Annotated in this window: 16 protein-coding genes and 1 tRNA gene; 7 read left to right on the forward strand and 10 right to left on the reverse strand. The window is 69.0% G+C overall.

Going from position 1 to position 17334, the window contains the following annotated elements; translation table 11 throughout:
* Positions 1-31: 31 nt before the first annotated feature.
* The gene (locus Mth01_RS26250) at positions 32-277 is read right to left on the reverse strand and encodes a cell division protein CrgA (protein WP_204018636.1); all 246 of its coding nucleotides are present in this window, start codon (positions 275-277) and stop codon (positions 32-34) included.
* A gap of 239 nt (positions 278-516) precedes the next feature.
* On the opposite strand from Mth01_RS26250, the gene Mth01_RS26255 reads away from it, so the two are divergent.
* Entirely contained in the window at positions 517-1095 is a 579-nt protein-coding gene (locus Mth01_RS26255) for an anthranilate synthase component II (RefSeq protein WP_204018637.1), read from the forward strand.
* A gap of 162 nt (positions 1096-1257) precedes the next feature.
* Here the strand turns inward: Mth01_RS26255 and pknB are convergent, their stop codons facing one another.
* The 7 genes from pknB to Mth01_RS26290 form a co-directional block, all read right to left on the reverse strand.
* The gene (gene pknB, locus Mth01_RS26260; RefSeq protein ID WP_204018638.1) at positions 1258-3141 is read right to left on the reverse strand and encodes a Stk1 family PASTA domain-containing Ser/Thr kinase; all 1884 of its coding nucleotides are present in this window, start codon (positions 3139-3141) and stop codon (positions 1258-1260) included.
* A 64-nt stretch (positions 3142-3205) separates the two neighbouring features.
* Complete coding sequence (locus tag Mth01_RS26265; RefSeq protein WP_239090021.1) at positions 3206-4699, reverse strand: serine/threonine-protein kinase; 1494 nt, start codon at positions 4697-4699, stop codon at positions 3206-3208.
* Entirely contained in the window at positions 4696-6153 is a 1458-nt protein-coding gene (locus Mth01_RS26270; protein ID WP_204018639.1) for a peptidoglycan D,D-transpeptidase FtsI family protein, read from the reverse strand. The genes Mth01_RS26265 and Mth01_RS26270 overlap by 4 nt, the downstream gene beginning before the upstream one ends.
* The gene (locus tag Mth01_RS26275) at positions 6150-7493 is read right to left on the reverse strand and encodes an FtsW/RodA/SpoVE family cell cycle protein (RefSeq protein WP_204018651.1); all 1344 of its coding nucleotides are present in this window, start codon (positions 7491-7493) and stop codon (positions 6150-6152) included. The genes Mth01_RS26270 and Mth01_RS26275 overlap by 4 nt, the downstream gene beginning before the upstream one ends.
* 26 nt (positions 7494-7519) lie before the next feature.
* Complete coding sequence (locus Mth01_RS30225) at positions 7520-8959, reverse strand: PP2C family protein-serine/threonine phosphatase (RefSeq protein ID WP_204018640.1); 1440 nt, start codon at positions 8957-8959, stop codon at positions 7520-7522.
* Positions 8956-9426, reverse strand: a complete 471-nt coding sequence (locus Mth01_RS26285) for an FHA domain-containing protein FhaB/FipA (protein ID WP_204018641.1) — start codon at positions 9424-9426, stop codon at positions 8956-8958. The genes Mth01_RS30225 and Mth01_RS26285 overlap by 4 nt, the downstream gene beginning before the upstream one ends.
* A 17-nt stretch (positions 9427-9443) precedes the next feature.
* Positions 9444-10184, reverse strand: a complete 741-nt coding sequence (locus Mth01_RS26290; protein ID WP_204018642.1) for an FhaA domain-containing protein — start codon at positions 10182-10184, stop codon at positions 9444-9446.
* A 158-nt stretch (positions 10185-10342) separates the two neighbouring features.
* Between Mth01_RS26290 and Mth01_RS26295 the strand changes: the two genes are divergently transcribed.
* Positions 10343-10428: transfer RNA gene (locus Mth01_RS26295), tRNA-Leu, on the forward strand.
* Between the two features lie 243 nt (positions 10429-10671).
* On the opposite strand, the gene Mth01_RS26300 is transcribed toward Mth01_RS26295, so the two are convergent.
* Both Mth01_RS26300 and Mth01_RS26305 read right to left on the reverse strand, forming a co-directional pair.
* Complete coding sequence (locus tag Mth01_RS26300) at positions 10672-11679, reverse strand: CNNM domain-containing protein (protein ID WP_204018643.1); 1008 nt, start codon at positions 11677-11679, stop codon at positions 10672-10674.
* Positions 11676-13205, reverse strand: coding sequence for a hemolysin family protein (locus Mth01_RS26305; protein ID WP_204018644.1), 1530 nt, complete (start codon positions 13203-13205; stop codon positions 11676-11678). The genes Mth01_RS26300 and Mth01_RS26305 overlap by 4 nt, the downstream gene beginning before the upstream one ends.
* Before the next feature lie 1005 nt (positions 13206-14210).
* On the opposite strand from Mth01_RS26305, the gene Mth01_RS26310 reads away from it, so the two are divergent.
* The 5 genes from Mth01_RS26310 to Mth01_RS26330 form a co-directional block, all read left to right on the forward strand.
* Positions 14211-15347 (forward strand): LCP family protein, encoded by a 1137-nt coding sequence (locus tag Mth01_RS26310; RefSeq protein WP_204018645.1) that lies wholly within the window; start codon positions 14211-14213, stop codon positions 15345-15347.
* A 199-nt stretch (positions 15348-15546) separates the two neighbouring features.
* Positions 15547-15753 (forward strand): hypothetical protein, encoded by a 207-nt coding sequence (locus Mth01_RS26315; RefSeq protein ID WP_204018646.1) that lies wholly within the window; start codon positions 15547-15549, stop codon positions 15751-15753.
* The gene (locus Mth01_RS26320; protein ID WP_204018647.1) at positions 15750-16166 is read left to right on the forward strand and encodes a type II toxin-antitoxin system VapC family toxin; all 417 of its coding nucleotides are present in this window, start codon (positions 15750-15752) and stop codon (positions 16164-16166) included. Before Mth01_RS26315 ends, Mth01_RS26320 begins: the two co-directional genes overlap by 4 nt.
* A gap of 158 nt (positions 16167-16324) precedes the next feature.
* On the forward strand, positions 16325-16933 hold the full coding sequence (locus Mth01_RS26325; protein WP_204018648.1) for a TenA family protein: 609 nt from the start codon (positions 16325-16327) through the stop codon (positions 16931-16933).
* Between the two features lie 28 nt (positions 16934-16961).
* Positions 16962-17334: DNA-formamidopyrimidine glycosylase family protein (locus Mth01_RS26330; protein WP_308440846.1), on the forward strand; the 373-nt coding region annotated here is incomplete at its 3' end.

Below are 17334 nucleotides of genomic sequence, written 5' to 3' on the forward strand. Positions count from 1 at the left end.
GTGGAAAGATTTCCTCCGGTGACGGGCGGTGTCAGCGCCACTTGGTGGACAGCACCACGCCGACGATGATGAGGCCGAACCCGACGAGCAGGTTCCCATTGCCCAGCGACGCGATGCCCGGCAGATCGGGCACGATGTAGTAGACCGCGATCCACACGATGCCCACGATCCAGCAAGCGACCATGAGGGGGGCGAGCCAGCGGGGGCTCACCTTGACCGTCTGCGCCTTCTGCGGCGGGGTGTAGACGGCCTTCTTCCGAGTCTTCGACTTGGGCACGGGACTATCTCCTGCTCGGCACCCGCGCGGTCGTGCGGGCTCTGGTTGGGTCGGGTCCCTCGGATCTTTTGCCTGCCGCGCTCCTCGCTTCGGCAAGATCCCGGGGGACACTCCTTAGCGTAGTCGCTCTTAGTGTGAAGTCCCGAGCAAGGATAGTCGGCGGGGTCGTACGGCGGCGATCCCTATTGCCCGATTCGCGTAGGCTGGAAGCCGTAATTCCTCCTAACCGCGGTGGGGGCATGACGGCGGTCCGGGTGCTCGTGGTGGACAATCACGACAGCTTCGTCCACACGATCGTGCAATATCTGCGTGAGCTCGGCGCCGACTGCGACGTCCGACCCCGCGATCACGTCACACTTGACGACACGGCGGGATTCGACGGCGTCCTCGTCTCCCCCGGCCCCGGCACCCCCGAGGCGTCAGGGGTGAGCCTCTCGCTCGTACGGCACTGCGCCGAGCGCGGCCTGCCCCTGCTCGGCGTCTGTCTGGGTCACCAGGCGATCGCCGTCGCCTACGGCGCCACGGTCGCCCGCGCGCCCGAACTCATGCACGGCCGGACCAGCCTGATCTCCCATGACGGCCGAGGCGTCTTCCGGTCGATCCCGTCACCGGTCACCATGACCCGCTATCACTCGCTCGCAGTCGTCCCCGACACCGTGCCGGACCTGCTGGAGATCAGCGCCACCACGCCGGACGGCGTCATCATGGGCCTACGGCATCGTTCGGCGCCCATCGAGGGGGTCCAGTTCCACCCCGAGTCGATCGTGTCCGAACACGGCCATCGCCTCCTCGGCAACTGGCTCACCCAGATCGTGTAACACCTCGCCCCTGCGCGACGACATCCGAATGAGGGCTTCCGCCATTGCCCCCGAGTGGCGGAAGCCCTCTTCTCATGCGCCGTACGGCGAGAGCCGTGACCGGCGGTGAATCTCACCGCCGGTCACGGCTCTCGGGAGACCGGTTCCGCCGCCGGTCCGCGATCAGTTGCCGAACGGGTTCTCGTCGAGGTCGATGCCGCCGTCTCCGCCGTCACCCGTGTCACCGGAGTCGTCGGTGGCGGGGTCGTCCGTCGGGAACCCGTCGCTCGGCTGCTGGGTCGGCTGCTGCTGCGGAGGCGGCCCGCTGGAGACGGTCAGGGTGATCGTGATGCCCGGCTGGGTCTTGGTCCCCGGCGCCGGGCTCTGGTCGATCACGTTGCCCTTCGCCACCTGGTCGCTCGGCCGCTCCACGATCTTGATCTTGAATCCGGCGCCTTCGAGCTGGCTCTTCGCGTCGTCGACGGTCAGGCCGAGCACGCTCGGGACGTCCTGCATCGCCTTGGGCACGTAGAGGCGGACCGCGGAGCCCTTCGGGACCTCCTTGCCGGCCTTGGGGCTGATGTCGTAGACCACGCCCTCCGGCTTGCCGGGGGCGACCTTCGCCACGACGCTGAACTTCAGGCCCAGGGCTTCCAGCTCCGCCTGGGCCTCCTCCTTCGTCTTGCCGATGAGATCCGGCGGGACGGTCACGGTCTCCTCGCCCTTTGACAGGACGATGGTGACCGTCACCCCCTTCTCGACCTCTTCGTCGGCGGCCGGATTGGTGCTGACGACCGAGTCCTTGGGCACGTCGCCGCTGAACTCGGGCTCGCCGTACGTGAACTTCAACTCCGCGGCCTTGATCGCCTTCTCGGCCGCCTCCTTGGTCAGGTTGGTGACCTCCGGCACTTTGGTCTTGTCGGCCGCCGCCGAGCCGCCCGAGCTGAGCAGGGCATAGCCCGCGCCGATGAAGCCGGCGATGACGAGCAGTGGGACCAGGATCCACGCGGCGGTCTTCAACGCCGTGTTGCTCTTCCTCGCGCCGCTGCGCCGCCGCCCGTCATAGCGGCCGCCGCCCCGCTCCTCCTCGCCGTACTCGTAGGCGGGGATGGCCCGGGTGCCCTGCGCGGGCGGGCCGCCGGCGCTGGTCATCGTCCGCGTGCGGTCGGGCGCCCCGCCGTAGGAGTTGAAGTTGTTGGCCATGGCCATGGTCTGCGGGTCCACCGGCATGCCGGACATCGCCCGCTGGATGTCGGCCCGCATCTCGGCCGCGCTCTGGTAACGATGGATCGGGTCCTTGGCCATGGCCTTGAGCACGATCGCGTCGGCCCACCTGGGGATCTCGGGGTCGATCCGCGACGGCGGGATCGGGTCCTCCCGGACGTGCTGGTAGGCGATCGCCACGGGCGAGTCCCCGGTGAACGGCGGCTGGCCGGTCAGCAGTTCGTACAGCACACAGCCGGTCGAGTAGATGTCACTGCGGGCGTCGACGCGCTCGCCGCGCGCCTGCTCCGGCGACAGGTACTGCGCGGTGCCGATCACCTGGGCGGTCTGCGTCATGGTGGCGGCGGAGTCGGCCATCGCCCGGGCGATGCCGAAGTCCATGACTTTGACCTCGCCGCTCACGGTGAGCATGATGTTGGCCGGTTTGATGTCCCGGTGCACGATGCCGCCGCGGTGACTGTAGTCGAGCGCCCGCAGGATGCCGTCGGTCAGCTCCATCGCCCGTTCCGGCAGCAGCCGCCGGTCCGCCCGCAGCAGGTCGCGCAGCGTCCGCCCGTCGACGAACTCCATCACGATGTACGGCACGGGCGTGCTGTCCATCGTGTCCTCGCCGGTGTCGTAGACCGCGATGATCGAGGGATGGTTCAGCGAGGCCGCCGACTGCGCCTCCCGGCGGAACCGCGCCTGGAACGTGTGGTCCCGCGCGAGATCCGAGCGGAGCGTCTTGATCGCGACAATACGGTCCAGCCGGATGTCCCGGGCGCGATAGACCTCGGCCATGCCACCACGTCCGACGACGCCGTCGAGTTCGTAGCGTCCGCCGAGAAGTCGTGGCTGAGTCATTTCCTGCACTGTCCCTTGCCGTTCATCTTGGGGTGCTGCCGGTGTCCATCATCCGCCCCTCTCCTCACGTGCCCGCCTCATCCGGGGGTCCCGTGTCGGTCGGGCTGACCGATGGGGTCGGAACCTCACTGGGCGTGGGGGCCGGGGTGGGCGTCGGAGTGGGGGTAGGGGACGGGGACGGAGCCGACGAGGGCTGCTGGGTGGGTGGTGCCGATGTGCTTACGGTAGCCGACGGAACGGCGCTCGGCTTGGCCGACGCCACCGGAGGAACCGGATTGGACGCCTTCGGCGTGGTCGGCCACGTGATCGCGGTGGTCGGCCGTGGCGAAGGCGAGAGCGAGGGTGAGGCCGGGGGCGGACTCGCCGTCGCGAAGGTCGGAGTCTCGGGTCGGCCCGCGGGAAACATCAGAACTCCGCCGACGGCCACGGCCGCCGCACAGCCCGCGGCGGCCCCGATCACCGCCACCCGGCGGCGGCGCCGTACTCCATGTCCGACCGTTCGCCCTGCCGCGCCGTGCGGCCGGGAGTAGGGCGCCGTGCGCGGGCGGTCGGCCCTGGACATGGCGTCTGTGGCCGCCGGTGTGATCCGGGACGCCGCCGGCGTGCTCGGCACGGCCGGACGGTTCTGCGTGATCGGACGGTTTCGGGTCGCCGGTGGCGTACGGCTATCCCATACCGGGAACCCGCCCGGATCGGTCAGCGTGTGGAGGGCCGTGCCCGTGACCGCTTCACCCGGGCCCGTGAGCGCTTCACGCAGGGCGGCGACGCGGTTCACCAGGTCCGGTCCGCTGGCGGGCCGCGCGGCGGGCTGCTTGGCCAGCATGTCGGAGACGAGGGCGCGCACCGGGGGCGGCACGGCGGCCGGCAGCGGCGGCGGCTGCTCGTTGATGTGCTTGATCGCTAGTGCGACCTGGGTCTCGGCGGTGAACGGGGGACGGCCCGCCAGGCACTCGTAGGCGACCACGCCGAGTGAGTAGATGTCGGAGGCGGAGGTGAGCGCGCTGCCCGAGGCCTGCTCCGGGCTGACGTACCGCGCGGTGCCGAGCACGATCCCGGTCCGGGTCAACGGCGCCGCCTCCAGGGCGCGGGCGATGCCGAAATCGGTGATCTTGACCTGCCCGTCCTCGGTGACGAGCAGGTTCCCCGGTTTGATGTCGCGGTGGATGACCCCGGCCCGGTGCGCGGCGTGCAGCCCCCTGGCGGTCTGCTGGACCACGTCGAGTGCGACCTGAGGGTCGAGCGCTCCATGCCGGGCCAGAATCGCCGCCAGCGGCTCGCCGATCACCAGCTCCATGATGAGGTAGGCGGCGCCGTCGGACTCGCCGTAGTCGAAGACCTGGGCGATGCCGGGGTCGGCCAGGCCCGCGGTGATCCGGGCCTCCGCGCGGAACCTGTCGCGGAACGACGGGTCCGCCGCCACATGGCTGCGCAGCAGCTTCACCGCGACCTCGCGGCCCAGCAACTCGTCGACGGCCCGCCAGACCTCCCCCATCCCGCCGGCGGCGATGGGCGAGGTCAGGCGGTAACGTCCGCCGAGTGTCGAGCCCGCTGAGGTCACCGGCCGAGCACCGCCCGCATGACGTCGTGCGCGATGGGCGCCGCGATCACGCCGCCGGTCGCGTCGTTCCCCGCGCTGCCGGCCTCGATGAACACCGCCACGGCGACCTGCGGGTCCTCGGCCGGGGCGAACGCGATGAACCACGCGTGGGAGGGCTTGCCCGGCTCGGTCTCCGCCGTGCCCGTCTTGCCGGCGACGGTGACGCCGGGAAGCTGCGCCCTGTTTCCGGTGCCCCGCTGGACCACGTTGATCATCATCTTGGTCAGCTCGTCGGCGACCTCGGGACTGACGGCCTCGTCCAGTTCCTTGGGCCGGGTGGCGTCGATCTCGCTGCCGTCCGGTCCGACGATCTTGTTGACCAGGTACGGCTTCATGACCGTGCCCCGGTTGGCGATGCCGGCCGCGACCATCGCCATCTGCAGCGGCGTCATCTGGTTGCTGCGCTGACCGATCGAGGTCATGGCCAGCGCGGCCTTGTCCTCCTCAGGGCCGATGTCGCTCGGGTGCACCGACAGGGGGATCTCCAGGGACGACCCGATGCCGAACTTCGCGGCCTGCTTCTTCATCTTGTCGTAGCCGAGATCCATGCCCATCTGGGCGAAGGGCGTGTTGCACGAGATGGTCAGCGCCTCGAGCAGCGTCGCGCGGCCTCCGCAGGACTCGCCGTGGTAGTTCTTCAGTGAGAGATTCGTGTTCGGCAGCGGCAGCGAGTCCGGCGCGTCGAGCACGGTGTTCGCGTTCCGCGAGGCGTCGTCCTGCAGGTAGGCGGCCGCTGTGATGACCTTGAACGTGGAGCCCGGCGCGTAGGTCAGGTTGATCGCCCGGTTGAGCAGGGGCTTGTCCTTGTCCTTGTCCAGCTTCCGGTAGGCGTCGTTGACCTTCGCCTTGTCGGCCAGGGCGAGCGGGTTCGGGTCGTACGACGGCACGGAGACCATGGTGAGGATCGCCCCGGTCTTCGGGTTCATCGCCACGACGGCGCCCCGCTTGCCGGTGCCCGCCAGGTCCTTGTAGGCGATCTTCTGCGCCTCGGCGTTCAGGGTCAGGTCGACGCTGGCGCCCTTGGCCGGCTTCCCACTGATCAGGTCGACGGCGCGGCGTACGACCATGTCGGGGTGGCTGCCGTCGAGGTAGCGGCCCTCGGCGCCCTCCATGCCCGACGAGCTCTCCGGCGCGAAGAACCCGACGACGTGCGCGAACGGCTTGCCTTCGGGATATTCACGGGCGAAGCGGTACGTGCTGTCCCCGGTGTCCACCGTCTTGGCCAGCGTGACCTTCCCGTTGTCCGCGGTGATCCACCCGCGGTCGACGTTGTATCGGGCGTAGAAGGCACGCACGTTACGCGAGTCATTGCGCAGCCCCTCGGCTTTCACCGCGCCCAGATAGGTCACGTTGGCCATGAGCAGGCCGAACATGAGCAGGCAGGCCACCGCGATCCGCTTCAGCGTGCCGTTCATCGCTGCATCACCTGCGTGAGTCCCTCATCCTGGATCGCCTGCGGCGGAGGTCGCCGGGCCGCGTCGGACATCCGTACCAGCAGGGCGATCAGCATCCAGTTGGCCAGCAACGCCGATCCGCCGGCTGACATGAACGGCGTCACCAGGCCGGTCAGCGGGATCAGCCGCGTCACGCCGCCGACGATGATGAACACCTGCCAGGCCAGGATGAACGACAGCCCGCCCGCCAGCAGCTTGGAGAACGGGTCACGGGAGGCCAGTGCCGTACGGAGCCCACGCTCGACGATCAGCGCGTAGATCATGAGCAGGGCCATCAGGCCGGTGAGGCCCAGCTCCTCCCCCGTCGCGGAGAAGATGAAGTCCGAGAAGGAGAACGGGATCCGGCGGGGGTGGCCCTCTCCGAGCCCGGTGCCGAGGATCCCACCGGAGCCGATGGCGAACAGGCCCTCCATGAGCTGGTAGCTGACCCCGTCGAAGTAGAGGTCGTTCGACTCGGCGTTCAGCCAGCCGTTGAAACGGACCTGCACGTGGCTGAATATCTGCCCGGCCAGGATGGCGCCGCCGACGAAGAGCAGGATCCCGATGAGCACCCATGAGGTGCGCTGGGTCGCGATGTAGAGCATCGCGATGAACGCGCCGAACAGCAGCAGCGAGGTCCCGAGGTCCTTCTCCAGGACCAGGACGGCGATGCTCACCCCCCAGGTGATGAGCACGGGACCGAGGTCACGGGCGCGGGGGAGATCGATGAAGAGCAGCCGGCGCCCGGCCAGGGCCAGCACGTCGCGCTTGGCGACGAGGTAACCGGCGAAGAAGATCACGAGGGCGAGCTTGGCGAACTCACCGGGCTGGATGGAGAACCCACCGATGTGGATCCAGATCCGGGAGCCGTTGATCTCCGTGCCGAGAAGCGGCAGCACCGGCAGCACGAGCAGCACGAGGCCGGCGAACCCGGCCGTGTACGTGAAGCGCTGCAGGATGCGGTGGTCCTTCAGCACGATCACGGTCGCGGCGAACATCACGACGCCGAGCGCCGTCCACATCAGCTGGTTGGTGGCGTTCGCGCCATCCTGACCGGTCTGCTCGATCCGGTAGATCATCACCAGTCCGAGCCCGTTGACCAGGGTCACGAGGGGAAGCAGCAGGGGGTCGGCCCACGGCGCGAACCTGGCGAGCACCAGGTAGGCGGCGAGCATCAGCCCGCCGAGGCCGAGGCCGTACGTGAGCATGCCCGACGGGATCTCGCCGTTGATCCCGAGGCCGACGCTCGCGTAGGCGCCCATCACGATCAGCACGGCGAAGGCGAGCATCCCGAGTTGGGCGCCGCGCCGCTTCGCGGTCATCGGCACGGGCATGGCTTCGGCGGCACTCACTGACCGGACCTCGCCGAAGTCGGGGTCGAGGTCGAGGTCGGGGCGTCCGGGTTGGCGTCCGGGTTCGAGGCGTTCTGTCCGGAGGTGCCCACTTTGGCGGTTTCCTGCTGGTTTGTGTCCTGCTTGGCGGTTTCCTGCTTGGCGGTGTCCTGCTGGTCGGTGCCCTGCTTGGCGCCATCGGACGCGTTGAAGCTCTTTATCATCGCGATTCCCGCCCGGAGGTCGTCGACGGGGATCCCACTGCGCACCTGGTCCTGCTGCACGTCGGCGAGCGCCGAGACGCGGGCGTGCTCCTCGGCGTAGGCGACATCCTTGAGGGACACCGGCCCGAGTTGGACGTCGACGCCGCGGAAGACAACCAGCTTGTCCCCGCTGGCGCCGACGTAATACTGGCTCTGAACCCACTGGGAGCCGAAGTAGCCGCCGCCGCCCAGCACGGCACCGATGACCACGACCGCCGTGACCGGCCGCAGCCAGGACCGGCGCTTCTCCGAGCCCGAGCCTCTCGACCGCCGTGCGGAGGACCTGGCCCCCCGCACGGGCTCGTCGTCGAGATCCTCATCCAGGATCACCGGCTGTGGCGCGGTGGCCGCCATCGCCCCGGGGGCGGGACCACCGCTCGGTGAGACCGGACCGAACGCCCGGCCCGAACCCGCCGCGCCCACGATCGCCGCGGCCGTGACGGGCGGCGGCGCGTCGCCCACATCGATCACATCGGCGACCACGCAGGTGATGTTGTCCGGCCCACCGCCCCGGTTGGCCAGGTCGATGAGCTGCCGTACGACGTCTTCGGGGTCTTCGACCGTCGTGAGCGTGTGATGCAGGGTCTCGGCGCTGACGACGGTGGACAGACCGTCGGAGCAGAGCAGGTACCGGTCGCCCACCTGGGCCTCCCGGCCCTGCAGGTCGGGGTCGACCTCGCCGCTGCCGTCGAGCGCCCGGAGCAGGATCGAGCGTTGCGGGTGGTTGGCCGCCTCCTCCTGAGTGATGCGGCCGTCGTCCACCAGCGACTGGACGAGCGTGTGGTCGTGCGTGATCTGGAACAGCTCGTCGCCCCGCAGCATGTACGCGCGGGAGTCGCCCACGTGAACCAGCGCGAAGCGGGAACCGTGCCAGAGCATCGCGGTGAGGGTGGTGCCCATGCCCTTGAGGCTCGGGTCCCGGGCCACCATCGCGTGTAGCTGACGGTTGGCGTCCCGGACCGCCGCCTCGATGTCGCCGAGCAGGTCACCGCCGAAGGCGTCCCCGTGATCCACACCGCGGTCCAGGGACGACATTGCGGCGATGGCGACCGAACTGGCCACCTCGCCGTGAGCATGCCCGCCCATTCCGTCGGCGACGGCGAGCAGGCGGCCGCTGGCATACGCCGAGTCCTCGTTCCCCTCACGGAGGAGGCCGACGTCCGAGCGAGCGGCGTAGCGGAGTGCGATTGTCATTTGCGCAATTCGATGACGGTTTTGCCGATGCGGATCGGAACTCCGAGAGGCACCGGGGTCGGGCGGGTCACTTTAGAACGTTCAAGGTACGTACCGTTGGTCGATCCGAGATCTTCCAGGATCCACTGGCCGTCCTGGGGAAACAATCGGGCGTGCCGACTGGAAGCGTAGTCGTCGCTGAGGACCAGCGTGGCGTCGTTCGCCCGGCCTATGGTGATGGGCATCTCCGTAAGGTTGATGATGGTCCCTTGCAGGGGACCACCAGTGACGATCAGTTGACGGGGCTCGCCCTTCTTCTGCTTGGGCTTCGCCATGGGTTTGGCCTGCTTGGCCGGCTTCCGTGCGGACGCGGGAGCCGTACGCGGGCCGAACAGGTCTGTCCGGATGACGCCGACCGCGGCAATCACGAAGAACCACAGCAACGCCAGGAAGGCGAGCCGGATCAGCAGCAGCGTTAGCTCGGACATGGACCGCTTGTCTACCTCTAATCTCGCCGGAACACCAGGGTCGTGCGACCCAGTGTGACCCGCGTCCCGTCCTGCATTTCGATCCTACGGACCGGCTGGCCGTTGACGAAGGTACCGTTCGTGGACCCCAGGTCGACGAGCACAACCTGCTGCCCCTCCACCCTTAACTCCGCATGATGCCGTGACACGCCCGGATCCACGAGTCGAAGGTCGCAGTCGGTGCCACGGCCGAGCAAGGTCACCGGCGTGGTCAGTTCGTACGACCGCTGGCCCTGCGGATCGTCCTGGGTGGAGACCAGCAGCCGGGGACGGCCGCCGAACGCGCTCGGGCGGCCGGCGGGCAGGTCGCTCACCGGCTGGCGGATCTCGTCCTGCTCGACCGTCGCCCCGCGGATCACACCCGACCGGATCCGGAACAGCCCGACCCCGAGATCGTCCGCGGTCTCGAACCGCACGCGGACCGGCCCCACGAACGAGTACCCCTGCTCCTTCGCGTACTCCCTGGCGAGATTCGCCAGTTCGTGACTGAGGCTGTCGGCGTACACCTCCAGCCGCTCGCTGTCGGTGGTCGACAGCTCCACCACGAAGTCGTTGGGCACGAGCGTGCGACCCTGAGCGACGATCGCGGCCCGCTCGTCCATCTCCCTCTGTACGGCGCTGGCCACCTCGACCGGCTGGAGATCGGACTTGAACGCGCGCGCGAAGGCCCCTTCAACCAACCCTTCGAGCCTTCGCTCGAAGCGCTGAAGGACTCCCACCGGATACCTCCCTCCACTCGCTGTTGGTCGCGACCGCTCCGGTGCTTGCACAGCTCCATCGCCGACGTCCCTTAGGAGGGATCGTATCCGGGTTCGGTACCACCGGCGGTTACGTGCTAACCTTTCCACGCAACCCCGGAGTGGGGAGCAGCCGCGACGGGCAAGTGGCGGAATGGCAGACGCGCACGGTTCAGGTCCGTGTGTCCGAAAGGACGTGGGGGTTCAACTCCCCCCTTGCCCACCAGACATCAGCCTCGTAGGACCGGAAGCCGAACTTCCGCCCACGGGGCTTTTTCATTTCCCCCTCCCCCCTCCCCCCTCCCCCCTCCCTCCGCGCGTGATCTTGCAGTTGCTCGCAGGCACGGCCTCCCACCTACCCTTACAGCCTTCGTGATCTTGCAGAATTTCGGCACAGAAGCAGCAGGGCTACAGAAACGCCGATAGCGATCTTTCCCCTGGATACCCATGCAGCCAGGGGCGGAGTGACTCAAACGGCCAGGAGTTCGCCGAGCAGGGTCGTGAGATCGATCACCCCGATGACCCGGCCGGACACGTCTGTGACCAGGCCCAGCTGCGCATGAGCCTCCTGGAGCACGGTCACCGCGTCGAGAACGGTGGTGGCCGCCGCCACCCGGGGCGCGGAGGTCGCCACCTCCTCCGGGCGGCGTTCCGGGTGGATCAGGGCGTCCCGGACGTGCAGCACGCCGAGCACGTCCTCGCCGGACACCACCAGCATGCGGCGCCTGCCGCTGCGGACCGCGGTCTCGCGCACCACCCGGTCGTCGGCGCCCGCCGGCACGGAGGGCACCTCGCCCAGCGGCAGCATGAGCCGTTCCACCGGCTGCGACTGGACCCGCAGCGCCCGGGTGAGCAGGTTGTGTTCGTCTCGGTCGAGCATGCCCATCCGACCGGATTCGGCCACCAGCATGGCGAGTTGGTGCGGGGTGCGCGTGGTGGCGAGTTCGTCGCGCGGCCGCACGCCGAAAACTCCGAGTGCCGCGTTGGTCAGGCCGTTCAGCACCGCGAGGACCGGCCGGACGATCCACGTGAAACCGCGGAACGGCAGGGCCAGCCCCATCGCCGCCCGCTCGGGATGGGTCAGCGCCAGCGACTTGGGCGCCATCTCGCCGACGACCATGTGCAGGAACGTCACGAGCGCGAGCGCCACGACGAACGCGGAGGGGGTGCGCAGCGACTCGGGCAGGAGGACGAGCACCGGCTCGAGCAGGTGCTCGATGGCGGGCTCCGCGACCATGCCTAGGCCCAGCGAGCACAGCGTGATGCCGAGCTGGGCGCCGGCCAGCATGAGCGAAAGCTCGCGTCCGCCACGCGCGGCCATGCGGGCCGCCACCCGGGCCAACCGCCCGCCTGAGAGCGCGAACTCCTCCAGCCGGTGTCGTTTGGCCGACACGAGGGCGAACTCCGCGGCCACGAACAGCCCGTTGGCGATCAGCAGGACCACCCCGAGCAGGATCGCCCCCAGATTTCCGCTCATGCCGTTATCTCCCACAACATGCCTTCACGCGAGGTATGTCGCCTACGGGAGAACTCGTGCTTATCGGGCTCCCCGCGCGCCTGCGACTCCCCTGCCTTCCCGGCTGTCTTCCCGACTGCCTTCCCGGCCTCCCACGGTCCGTCCGGCTCGCCGGACCCCCCTGGCTCGCCGGACCCCCCTGGCTCGCCGAGTCCACGGTCGCGGACCGCGAGCCGTACCCACTCGGGGACTCGGCGGCGCACGCTCAGGACCGTGAGCAGGGCCCGCCGTGCGCCGGGCTCGTCAGCGGCGAACGGGTCGGTCTCCGGCAGCAGCTCGGCGCCGACCTCGTCGCCGGTCTCGGCCATCCGGCCCAGCGCGGCGAGCACCAGCCCGGCGATCGTCTCGTAGTCGTCGCTTTCTGGAAGCCGTACGCCGGTGGCCCGCTCGACCTCGTCGAGGCGGAGCGTGCCCGGCACCTCCCAGCTCCCGTCGTCGCGTACGACGACGCCGAGGGGCTCGGGGTCGTTCTCGTCCACGAGCTCGCCGACGAGTTCCTCTGCGAGGTCCTCGATCGTGACCACGCCGGCGAGACCGCCGTACTCGTCGATGACGCAGGCGAACGTCTCGCCCGACTCGGCCATCCGGTTCAGCAGCGCGGGCAGTGGCAGCGTGGCCGGCACGAGCACGGGGGCCCGGGTGATGCCGCCGATCAGCCTGGGCGAATCCGCGTGCAGATATTCCGGGATCCCGGTGATGCCGACGACCTCGCCGGTGTCGGCGCCGAGCACCGGATAACGGGAGTGGCCGTGGGTGCGTAGAGCGGTGAGGAGCGCCCCGACCGGCTGCCCGGCGCGCAGCGAGACCACGCGGGGGCGCGGGACCATCACGTCCTCGGCGGTACGGTCGCCGAACTCCAGAGCGCGCTCGAGCAGATCGGCGAGCCGGGGTGGCAGCTCGCCGGCCGCGGCGGACTCCGCCACGATGCGGGACAGCTCCTCCGGCGTGGCGCCCTGCGCGAGCTCCTCGACGGGTTCGATGCCCACCAGCCGGACCAGCCGGGACGCGGCGGAGTCGAACAGGCGGATCACCGGCCCGGCGACCTTGAGGTAGACGAGCGTCGGGCCGGCCAGGAAGCGGGCGACGGATTCGGGACGGGCGATGCCCAGGTTCTTCGGCGCCAGCTCGCCGAGGATCATCTGGATGACCGTCACGATCGCGATGCCCAGCGCCACGGCGACGCCGGGCACCGCGCCGGCGGGTACGCCCAGGCGCTCCAGAGGGTCGCGCAGCAGGCCGGCGATGGCCGGCTCGGCGATGAAGCCCACCAGCAGCGTGGTGACGGTGATGCCGAGCTGTGCGCCGGAGAGCATGAACGACAGGCGGCCGGTGATGTCGAGGGCACGCCGGGCCGCGGCGTCACCGGCGGCGGCCTGCTCACGCAGTGCCGTACGGTCCGTCGCGACGAAGGCGAACTCCTGAGCGACGAAGAATCCGGTGGCGATGGTCAGGAGGAGTACGGCCAGTAGGCCGGCGGCGGCGCTCACCGAGCGCTCGCCGTATGGAGGTGGGATCCCGTGCCGAGGCACGGGCCGGTACTCCAGGAGTCCGGAGCGGACACGTCATTCCTTTCGTGTGGTGGTACACCACGGTAACGGCTCGGCGCCCCCGGTTGGTTTCCCACCTCCGGCCACCGGCTACCCGATCATCGGTCGCTCCGCAGCTCCGGGAACTGGTCGTCCCGCCATTCGCCGCCCGGCGAAGCCCCGTCGGCGTCGGCGTTCTCCCTGGCGCGCAGCTCGACACGGCGGATCTTGCCGGAGATGGTCTTGGGCAGCTGCCGAGGCCGGACAGCCAGGTGGCGACCTGGTCGGAGCGGTGAGCCATCTCGTCGAACGAGTAGCGCCGCTCGGCGCCGTCCTCCTCGACTATCCACAGCGCCGTCCGATCGTTGCCCCTGGCGATCACGTCGAACCAGTCGGTCGCCCAGTTGAAGGTCTCTCCGTCGAAGACGGGCCAGGTGAACTCCGCCACGGCCTTGCCGTGATCACTGGAAAGGCGCAGCAGCAGGTCACGGGCATCGCGGAAGGCTGCGGTGTTGGTCGTCTGCGGCACGCTGGAACTCCTTTGCCGATGGCCGCGCATGGACCGGCCGCCGCCGGCGGTTCCGACCGGGGGCGGAATCCACGCGGCAGAGCCTGCTCGGGTAAGCCGGTCTGTCCAATCTGCCCATATTCATTCGCGCCCGGGGCCCGTCGTCAAGGCACCGGACGAGACGACCCCCGCCGTTATGTCGGCCGCCGTTTCATGGGCCGCTGCTTTATGTGCCGCCGACAACGGCGCGCGTACTTTGATGGTGACGGCGCTACCTTAAAGTCAAGGTCCTACCGTAATGGCCGGGCAAAGACGGGGGCGGGCGGCACGACGCCGTCCGGGTGCGAGCGTGGGGAGTCACATTGGCCGAGGATGACGAGGCGACCCGGGCTATCCGGCGGCCGGGGGCACGCCCGCCGGCACCGTCCGGCCGGCCTCCCACCGGGCCACCGCCCCCCATGCCGACAGGCCGCGAAGGGATCGGCGCAGGGGGCCGCGACAACACGATCCCGCGAATCAGGTCCGAGGTGTACGGCAAGCCCCGGTCCGGCCAGGCTCCGGTACGCCCGCTCAGAGGCGGCGGTGGCGGCGGCGGTGGCGGCGGTGGCGACGACCGGCATGAGCGTGACGGTGGCGCGCGGCGGCGGCGGCCGACAGGCAAGATCATATTCAGGGGCGTGGCCGCCCTGCTCGTCATCCTGATCATCGCCGCCGTCGGCCTCTACTTCTGGATCGGCGGCAGACTCAAGCACACCGAGGTGCTCGGCGACTACACCGGGCGTCCGGCCGAGACGCCCGGGCAGGACTGGCTGCTGGTCGGGTCCGACAGCCGGGCCGGCCTGACGAAGGCGCAGCGCCGGAAGCTCGCCACCGGCAAGGCGGTCGGCAAGCGGACCGACACGATGATGCTGCTCCACATCCCCGAGAGCGGTCGGCCGACCCTGGTCAGCCTGCCCCGCGACTCGTACGTCCCGATCGAGGGCCGCGGCAGCGACAAGCTCAACGCGGCGTACGCCTTCGGCGGCCCGGAACTGTTGACGAAGACCGTCGAGCGGGTCACCGGCATCCGGATCGATCACTACATGGAGATCGGCTTCGGGGGGTTCGTCGGCATCGTCGACGCGATCGGCGGGGTCAACATCTGCGTGAAGCAGGACATCAAGGACCCCAAGGCCGGGATCAACCTGAAAAAGGGCTGTCAGGACATGGACGGCGGCACCGCGCTCGGTTACGTACGGACCCGGGCGACGGGTGCCATCCCCGACTTCGAGCGCACCCAGCGCCAGCGCCAGTTCGTCTCCGCAATCGTGCATAAGGCCGCGTCTCCCGGCACGTTGCTGAACCCGTTCACGTCGGTGCCGTTGGGGCTGAGCGCGGCCGACTCGGTCGAGGTCGACCCCGGCACCGGACTGTTCGACCTGCTGTCGGTCGGCATGGCCATGCGGGAGAGCCCCGTCACCACGGCGGTCCCGATCGGGTCACTTCCGACGATCAACGGTGCCGCGGTGGTGAAGTGGGACAGAGAGAAAGCACTTCGCCTGTTCAACGCCCTCGCCGAGGACAAGCCCGTCCCCAAGGACGTCATAGCTAAATGACATCCCCCCGCTGCCGATCGGCGTCACGCTCGTCGGCCTCGCGAGCGTAGTCTTTGGCCGTCATGGCCAGCCGTTCTCGCCAGTGACGGGATGCCTCGGGGTCATCGGCGATGGGACCGGATACCGGTGCAGTTACGCCTCTCATGGCTGCCCATCCTTCGGCCCTGTGCTCTGGGATCGGGTCGGTTAGACTTGACACATGAGCGTGATGCGCGAGGAGCTCCACCATCTGGTGGAGCGGTTGCCTGAAGAGAAGGTGGCTCCTCTACTGCGTCTTGTCCGCGGTCAGGTTGAAGAGCAACCAGTGGTTCGTGATCTGCCGTTCATCGGGATGTTGGAAGCGGAGCCGGATTTCGCAGAACGCTCTGAAGAAATCCTCCGTGTGGAGGACAATCACTCTTTGTGATCGTCATTGACTCCGGTCCGCTAGTCGCTGCGGTCAACAACCGGGACAACCACCACTATGCCTGCTCCCAGCTCCTCCGAACCCATCCGGGGCCGCTGCTCGTTCCAGCGACAGTAGCCACCGAAGTATGCCAACTTGTCGAGAAACGACAGGGAAGCAAAGCGGAAGCGGCGTTTCTGAAGTCCTTCGGATCGGGCCTGGATCTGATCGATCTGACGAATGAAGATCTCATCCGCATGAGCATTCTGGTGGAGACGTACGCGAGCCTCCCTCTCGGTGCGGTCGATGCCTCTGTGATCGCCATCGCCGAGCGATTGGGCGCCACCGAGGTGGCGACCATCGATCGCCGTCACTTCACGGTCGTCCGTCCAAGGCACACGAGCGCGCTCATTCTGCTACCCGCACAACTCTGAGGTGAGCCTTTGCTTGTCGAGCACTGCCGCCTCGTAAAACGCGCGTTCTCCTCCTCCGCCTTGCGAGCACCACCCTGGGCACCGCTCCTTCCGGGCAAACCTTGGCGATCAGGGCACTAGTGTCCGGATCACGCCGCCGTGCGGCCAGAATGGGGCCCATGGGGATCTCTGCGGAACTTCATGCCATCGGGCGGCCGATGCTCGACGCCCAGCTCGCCCACCCGACCGTACGGGGCATCGCGGCGGGTGATCTGCCCGAACCGGTTTTCCGGTCCTGGCTGGAGCAGGACTACCTGTATCTGCTCGACTACGTCCGGGTGTTCTCCCGGTTGGCCTGGCAGGCTCCGGACGACCACCTCGGCGACCTCGTCGATCTCGCGTACTCGACCTGGCACGACGAGCTCGACCTGCACCGTTCGCTGTCCGCCGAGTTCGGCGCGGACCTCGAAGGCGCGAAGAAGGGCCCGGCCTGCGCCGCCTACACGTCGTTCCTGCTGGAGTCTGCGGCGGACTACGCGGAGGGGCTGGCCGCGCTCTACCCCTGCGCCTGGGGATATTCCACGCTCGGCCGGATCCTCGCCGAGAACCCGCCCGCCGAGCCGCGCTACAGGCGGTGGGTGGACACCTACGCCGATCCCGGCTTCGCCGCACTGGCCATACGCATCGCCGAGATGATCGACGAGATCGACCCCGAGCCCGAGCGGACCAAGGAACTGTTCATCGAGGCCATGAACCACGAACTCGCCTTCTGGGACGTGCCCGTGTAGGCGGGACTCTCCGGGATACCGTTCAGGCATGCCTGAACTGCCCGAGGTCGAGGCCCTTGCCGAGTTCCTGCGCGAGCATGCCGTCGGGCGCGCGATCGCGGGGGTGGACGTGGTCGCCTTCCAGGCGCTGAAGACCGTCGACCCGCCCGTCACGGCGCTGGGCGGCCTGACCGTCACCGGGGCGGGCCGCCACGGCAAGTTCCTCGACCTCGACTGCGACGGGCTGCACCTCGTCACGCATCTCGCCCGGGGCGGATGGCTGCGCTGGCGCGACGACCTCACGGGTGCGAAGCCGGGCCGCTCGAAGACGCTCGCGGTGCGGGTACTGCTCTCGCCCGCCGAGGACGGCCGGGCCCCCGGGTTCGAGCTCACCGAGGCGGGCACCCAGAAGCGACTGGCCG

Source organism: Sphaerimonospora thailandensis, assembly GCF_016863115.1.
Lineage (GTDB): Bacteria > Actinomycetota > Actinomycetes > Streptosporangiales > Streptosporangiaceae > Sphaerimonospora > Sphaerimonospora cavernae.